We start from the raw sequence: 6,593 nt of genomic DNA, 5'->3' as shown, positions 1-6,593 counted from the left end.
CAGCCGCGCCCGGGTCGAAACGCGCGGCCGCGACCGGCCGCCGCGCGGCCTCGTCTTCGTGCCCTGGTTCGACGAATCCAAGCTGATCAACAAGGTGACGCTGGACGCCACCGATCCGATCTCGCTGCAGACCGACTTCAAGAAATGCGCCGTGCGCATCGAGCGGGTGAACCTGTCATGATGAAGAGAATTGCAATTGCCCTGCTCGCGGTCGCAATCGCCGCGGGTACGAGCTCATTGACCGCTCAGACGGTGACGTCAGGCCTGCGCGGCCCGACCCCGCTCAATGACGAGGGCCCGGCGCCGCCGATGCTGCCGAACCGCAACACCTCCGAAAAGGAGGTGCGCAACTATCCGGAGCAGCCGCCGGTGATCCCGCACAATATCGACGGCTACCAGATCGACCTCAACGGCAACAAATGCCTGTCCTGCCACGCGCGGGCGCGCACGGCGGAGTCGCAGGCGCCGATGGTCTCGATCACGCACTTCATGGACCGTGACGGCCAGTTCCTGGCTTCGATCTCGCCGCGCCGCTTCTTCTGCACGGAATGCCACGTGCCGCAGAACACCGCCAATCCGCCGGTCAGCAACGACTTCACCGACATCGACACGCTGCTGTCGCGCTCAAGCCCCGGTGGCCGGCGATGACGACGACCGCTGACGAGCCCAATGCCGAGCTGAAGGCCAAGCGCGGCTTCCTGGCGCGAAGCTGGGACTTTGTGCTGGAGCTCTGGCGGGTGCTGACCCGGCCGAGCTCGGTGTTCGCGCTCGGCACCCTGGTGCTGGCCGGCTTCGTTGCCGGCGTGATCTTCTGGGGCGGTTTCAACACGGCGCTGGAAATCACCAACACCGAGAAGTTCTGCACCGGCTGCCACGAGATGAAGGACAACGTCTACGCCGAGCTGAAGTCGACCATCCACTTCAGCAACCGCTCCGGCGTGCGCGCGACCTGCCCGGACTGCCACGTCCCGCACAACTGGACCGACAAGATCGCGCGCAAGATGCAGGCCTCCAAGGAGGTCTGGGGCAAGATCTTCGGCACCATCGACACCCCCGAGAAATTTAGGGACCACCGGCTCGAGCTGGCGGCCCATGAATGGGCGCGTTTCAAGGCCAACGATTCGCTGGAGTGCCGCAACTGCCACAGCGCCGATTCCATGGACATCACCAAGCAATCGCCGCGGGCATCAGTGGCCCACCAGCGCTTCCTGTTCACCAAGGAAAAGACCTGTATCGACTGCCACAAGGGCATCGCCCACCAGCTGCCCGACATGCGCGGCGTTCCGGGCTGGCAGTAGGGCCGGAGGCAGTGGGATTCGCCCCGCTTGAACCGGCGGGGCGAATGGTTAGTTTTGGCGGGTAGCGAATCGGTCGATTTCGCACCTCTCAAGACAGACATGGCCACCTTTACCCCGCATCAGGATGCCGCGCTCAAGGCCGTCGGCGACTGGCTGAAAGCCAAACCCGGCCGTAACGGCACGCCGCCGGTGTTCCGCCTGTTCGGCTTCGCCGGGACCGGCAAGACCACGCTGGCGCGGCACATCGCCGAGGGCGTCGACGGCGAGGTGAAATTCGCCGCCTTCACCGGCAAGGCCGCCCTCGTCATGCGCAACAAGGGTTGCGACGAGGCCTCCACCATCCACTCGCTGATCTACCGCGCCCGCGAATCCGGCGAGGAGCAGCCGAGCTTCGAATTGTGGGACGACGCGCCGGCCTCGAAAGCCAAGCTGATCGTGATCGACGAATGCTCGATGGTCGACGCCGAACTCGGGCGCGACCTGATGTCGTTCGAGTGCCCGCTGCTGGTGCTGGGAGATCCCGCGCAGCTGCCGCCGATCCAGGGCGGCGGCTTCTTCACCAACACCGAGCCCGACGCGATGCTGACCGAGGTGCATCGCCAGGCGCAGGACGATCCGATCGTGCGGATGTCGATGGACGTCCGCGAGGGACGCGAGCTCGACATCGGCCGCTACGGCGAGAGCGAGGTGGTGTCGCGCAAGGAGCTCGACCCCGATCGCGTCATGGGCGCCGACCAGGTGCTGGTCGGCCGCAACAACACGAGGCGCGCGTACAATATGCGCGTGCGCCAGCGCCAGAACATCGAGGATACCTTTCCGGTCGCCGGCGACAAGCTGGTGTGCCTGCGCAACAACCGCAAGAAGGGCCTGTTCAACGGCGGCCTCTGGCGGGTGAAGTCGCGCAACACTACGCGCTCGAAGTCGCGCATCCTGTCGATGCGGCTGTCACCGGACGAGGACTTCGGCCACAAGGTGACCAAGGTCTCGGTGCGCGCCGATTGCTTCGAGGGCGGCGTCGAGCAGATCGCCTGGGAGCAGCGCAAGCCCTATGACGAGTTCGACTATGGCTATGTGCTCACCGTGCACAAGTCGCAGGGCTCGCAATGGGACGACGTCGTGCTGTTCGACGAGAGCTTTGCGTTTCAGGAGAGCCGGGCGCGATGGCTGTACACGGGCATCACGCGGGCGGCGAAAAGGTTGAGCATCGTCGTTTAGAACACCGCTGCCGTAGGGTGGGCAAAGGCGCAACGCGCCGTGCCCACGCGCTTTATTCCTTATAGAGAGAGATCGTGGGCACGGCGCGTTGCGCCTTTGCCCACCCTGCAGCACGACGAACGTGGCCCCTCACTTCCCCGCCACAAAATAGAAATCCTCGCGTCCCGGCGGCGAGCCGTAGGTGAAGGGCTGCTGCCCGTGCCTGGTCGCGGCCCAGACGTCGTCGCGGATGATGTCGAACAGTTTTCGGATCTCGATGCGCGGCTGCTTGATCTCGCGCGCCAGCGCGGTGGCAAATGGGCTGTTGGCGCTGCCGTCGCCGTCCATCGCGGTCTCGCCATGCTTGGCGGCGTAGACCACCATGAAGCCGGCGCCGGGCTCGATGTTGGAAAAACCCTTGTCGACCAGCTTCAGCGACAGCGTGCGCTGCATGGCCGGCGCGAACGGATTGTCGCGGCAGGCATCCAGCACCACGAGACGCACCTTTCGCGCAGCCCCGACGGCGGCGATCACCTGCTCCAGCGCGACGGCCTCGGTCTCGGCGTCCTTGTCGGCGGTGAGCTTGGCGTCGACCGGAACGAGATAGTTCACCCCGCCGATCTCGAAACCGTGGCCGGCATAATAGACCACCGCCCAATCGGCCTTTTCCGCTTCCTCGGCGAAGGCTTTCAGCGTCTGGAAGAACTTGTCGCGGGTGAGGTCTTTCGTGTCCATCACGCTCTGGAAGCCGAGATCGCGCAGCACGCTTGCGATCAGCTTGGAATCGCGCGGCGGATTCGGCAGCGCGTGGGCGTTCTTGTAGGCGCCGTTGCCGATCACCGAGCGGATGAAGCTCGCCGAGGGGCGCCCCGTGCGCCGCAAGATGATGGCGGCGATGGCGCAGCAGGATTGCGGCCAGTGCGGCTACAATTGCCATGACTATTCGGAAGCGATCGCAGGCCGTAGCGAAGCGCGGCTCAACCTCTGCGTCCCCGGCGGCAAGGAAACCGCGCGGATGCTGAAGTCGCTCTATGAGGAGCTCGACAAGGCCCCTGCGGCCAAAGCGGCTGACAAGCCGGACGCTCCGGCGCCGGCCGTGACGGTGACGATCGCAGAGCCCGGCCGCTCGCGCGACAACCCTGTTGCCGCGACCTTCCTGTCGCGCCGCCTTCTCAACAAGGGAAAGTCGGAGAAGGAAACCTATCACGTCGAGTTCGATCTCTCCGAGAGCAAGCTCGACTACGTCGTCGGCGACAGCTTTGGTGTGTTCGCGCGCAACGATGTCGGCCTCGTCGACCAGATCATCGCGCTGCTGGGCGCTTCCCACACCACCAAGGTCAACGGCAAGACGCTGCGCGAGGTGCTGATCGACGACGTCTCGCTGTCGCCGGCACCCGACACGCTGTTCGAGCTGATCTCCTTCATCACCGGCGGCGCGGCGCGCGAGAAGGCGCGGGCGCTGGCGCAGGGGGAGGATCCCGATGGCGATGCCGCAACTCTCGACGTGATGGCGGCGCTGCAGAAATTTTCCGGTACGCGGCCGCATCCGGAGGCCTTCGTCGAAGCGTTGGAGCCGCTCCAGCCGCGGCTCTATTCGATCTCGTCCTCGCACAATGCGACGCCCGGAAAGCTGTCGCTGACGGTCGATTCCGTGCGCTACGTCATCGGCAAGCGCAAGCGTCTCGGCGTCGCCTCGACCTTCCTCGGCGAGCGCATCAACGACGGCGAGAAGCTCAAGGTCTACGTGCAAAAGGCGCACGGTTTCGGCCTGCCGCAGGATCCGAAGACGCCCGTCATCATGATCGGCCCCGGCACCGGCATCGCGCCGTTCCGGGCCTTCCTGCTGGATCGCAAGGCGACCGGCGCGCCCGGCAAGAATTGGCTGTTCTTCGGCCATCAGCGCAGCGACTGCGACTTCTTCTACCAGGAGGAGCTCAATGCGATGAAGACCTCGGGTCTGCTCACGCGCATGTCGCTGGCCTGGTCGCGCGACGGCGAGAAGAAGTTCTACGTGCAGGATCGCATGCGCGAGGTCGGCCGCGAGGTCTGGACCTGGCTTGCCGAAGGCGCGCATCTCTATATCTGCGGCGATGCCAAGCGCATGGCCAAGGACGTCGAGCGCGCGCTGGTCGACATCGTCGCCCAGTTCGGCGCACGTTCGACCGATGAGGCCGTCAGCTTCGTCGCCGAGCTCAAGAAGACGGGCCGCTTCCAGGCGGACGTGTACTGAGTGCTGTCAGTCCGACATTGTCCGAGCCGGTTCCAACTGGCTCGGATTTGAACGAATAAGATTCTCGGAACCCAGGCCTGGAGAGAATTTACCTCTGCGATGCCGCCGCTTCGCAGCAGGCGCATCGCTATTTGCACCACCATCTTGCCTCCCGCCCTGGTTGATCCCTCATAATCCCGCAAATGGGGCGTTGGAGATCGACCATGCGCGAACTATCGGCGGAAGCCAGACTGCATTTCTATGCGCGCTCGCTCTCGCGGCAGACCCGGGCGAACGCCCATCATCTGGCACTCTACAGCGCGTTTGCGGTTATTGCGGCCATCGTGCTCGGCTCGTTGTCGGTGCATCCGTTCTGACAGTCTCGTCGGGTGGGCAAAGCGAAGCGTGCCCACCAGCTGTCTCTGATACGACGAGATGGTGGGCACGCTGCGCTGCTCACCCTACGGCACCGTGTCAGCCTCACCCGTGCTTGAACGGCGCCACCTCGATCCCCGCAGCCTTCAACGCCTGACGCAAGCCGCGCGCGATGTCGACCGCGCCCGGCGTGTCGCCATGGATGCACACCGTATCCGTGCGCATCTTGATCACCTTGCCGGTCACCGAGACCACCGCGCCGTCCTGCACCATGCGCACCACGCGATCGGCGATGGCCTTGGCATCGTGCAGCACCGCGCCGGGCTTCTTGCGCGAGACGAGATTGCCGTCGTCCTCATAGGCGCGGTCGGCGAACACCTCGTGCACCATCGGCAAATTGGCCGCTTCGCCGGCCTTCACCAGCTTCGAATTGGCGAGCACGACGAAGATCAGGCTGGGGTCGACCGCCCTGATGCCGGCGGCGATCGCCTTCGCCGTCATGTCGTCCTCGCAGGCGACGTTGGAGAGCGCACCATGCGCCTTCACATGGGTGACCTTGTGGCCGGCGGCAGTCGCAATCGCCTGCAACGCGCCGATCTGGTAGGCGACGAGGTTCTCGATCTCGGAGGCCTTCAGGCCCGCGATCGGATGCCGGCCGAAGCCGTGCAGGTCGCGATATCCAGGGTGCGCGCCGACCGAGACGCCGCGCGCCTTCGCCAGCTCCACCGTCCGGCGCATGATGTCGGGATCGCCGGCATGGAAGCCGCAGGCGACATTGACCGAGCTTGCCAGCTCGATCATCGCGGCGTCGTTGCCCATCTCCCACGCGCCAAAACCTTCGCCGAGGTCGCAATTGAGATCGACTGTCTTCATGGGTGCTCTCCGCCTCTGGTTTTGTTGTTGCCTTAAGGCTCCTCAGTGACCTGCCAGGTCCCGGCATCGACAGCGCTCACGGCATAGCCCGCGACGTTGGCATCACTGAGCGCCTCGATGTTGAGTGCGACGGTGTCGGCAGAACGCAGGCGATCGGGCAGGGTCCGGATCAGTTGCGCGAATTTCTTCGCCTCGTCCTGCGCCTCGGCCACGCTGACGGCCTTGAAGCGGAACGCCGTTCCCGCCGAGGTCTGCGCGAGGCGGCCGACGTCGGCCGTGATGACGGTTGCGATCTTCGGATAGCCGCCGGAGGTGCCGCGATCCATCATCAGCGCGATCGGCGCGCCGTTGCCGGGCACCTGGATGCTGCCGTTGACGGTGCCGTCGGAAACGATGTTGTGGCCGTGCAGATGCTTGATGGCGGGGCCCTCGAGCCGGTAGCCCATGCGGTCGGAAGTCGCCGAGATCTTCCACTCGCTTCCCAGGAACAGCGCCTTGTTGGCGTCGTCGAACTCGTCGTCCTGCGGGCCCAGCACCACACGGATCGGGCCGCTCGCGGGCTTCGGCAGCTCGATCCGCAGCTCAGGCGCGCCGCTGGCGTTATCAACGGTGAACTCGTCGCCAGCCTGCAGCGGGCGCGGGTA

Annotated in this window: 6 protein-coding genes and 3 pseudogenes; 6 read left to right on the top strand and 3 right to left on the bottom strand. The window is 65.3% G+C overall.

Going from position 1 to position 6,593, the window contains the following annotated elements; translation table 11 throughout:
• From MOV75_RS23020 to MOV75_RS23005, 4 genes are all read left to right on the top strand, one after another.
• Positions 1-181 (top strand): hypothetical protein (locus MOV75_RS23020; protein WP_247006668.1); only part of this gene is annotated, 181 nt, incomplete at its 5' end.
• On the top strand, positions 178-648 hold the full coding sequence (locus tag MOV75_RS23015; RefSeq protein WP_246922621.1) for a nitrate reductase cytochrome c-type subunit: 471 nt from the start codon (positions 178-180) through the stop codon (positions 646-648). The genes MOV75_RS23020 and MOV75_RS23015, both read left to right, overlap by 4 nt.
• Positions 645-1,298, top strand: coding sequence for a NapC/NirT family cytochrome c (locus tag MOV75_RS23010; protein ID WP_246922618.1), 654 nt, complete (start codon positions 645-647; stop codon positions 1,296-1,298). The genes MOV75_RS23015 and MOV75_RS23010 overlap by 4 nt, the downstream gene beginning before the upstream one ends.
• A 99-nt stretch (positions 1,299-1,397) precedes the next feature.
• Positions 1,398-2,513, top strand: a complete 1,116-nt coding sequence (locus tag MOV75_RS23005) for an ATP-dependent RecD-like DNA helicase (protein WP_246922615.1) — start codon at positions 1,398-1,400, stop codon at positions 2,511-2,513.
• 129 nt (positions 2,514-2,642) lie between these two features.
• Here the strand turns inward: MOV75_RS23005 and MOV75_RS23000 are convergent.
• A pseudogene (locus MOV75_RS23000) lies at positions 2,643-3,332 on the bottom strand (caspase domain-containing protein); the annotation flags it as partial.
• Here MOV75_RS23000 and MOV75_RS22995 point away from each other — a divergent pair.
• Together MOV75_RS22995 and MOV75_RS22990 are read left to right on the top strand one after the other, a co-directional pair.
• Positions 3,322-4,722: pseudogene (locus MOV75_RS22995) on the top strand (sulfite reductase subunit alpha); the annotation flags it as partial. The pseudogenes MOV75_RS23000 and MOV75_RS22995 sit on opposite strands and share 11 nt — an antisense overlap.
• Positions 4,723-4,925: 203 nt before the next feature.
• Positions 4,926-5,078: a hypothetical protein gene (locus MOV75_RS22990; protein WP_198172553.1), complete on the top strand. Its 153-nt coding sequence runs from the start codon at positions 4,926-4,928 to the stop codon at positions 5,076-5,078.
• Positions 5,079-5,181: 103 nt separating this feature from the next.
• Here the strand turns inward: MOV75_RS22990 and MOV75_RS22985 are convergent, their stop codons facing one another.
• Both MOV75_RS22985 and MOV75_RS22980 read right to left on the bottom strand, forming a co-directional pair.
• On the bottom strand, positions 5,182-5,949 hold the full coding sequence (locus MOV75_RS22985) for a LamB/YcsF family protein (RefSeq protein WP_246930212.1): 768 nt from the start codon (positions 5,947-5,949) through the stop codon (positions 5,182-5,184).
• A gap of 32 nt (positions 5,950-5,981) precedes the next feature.
• A pseudogene (locus tag MOV75_RS22980) lies at positions 5,982-6,593 on the bottom strand (allophanate hydrolase); the annotation flags it as partial.

Source organism: Bradyrhizobium sp. PRIMUS42, assembly GCF_023006515.1.
GTDB lineage: Bacteria > Pseudomonadota > Alphaproteobacteria > Rhizobiales > Xanthobacteraceae > Bradyrhizobium.
This window is presented reverse-complemented; position numbering and strand designations above follow the sequence as displayed.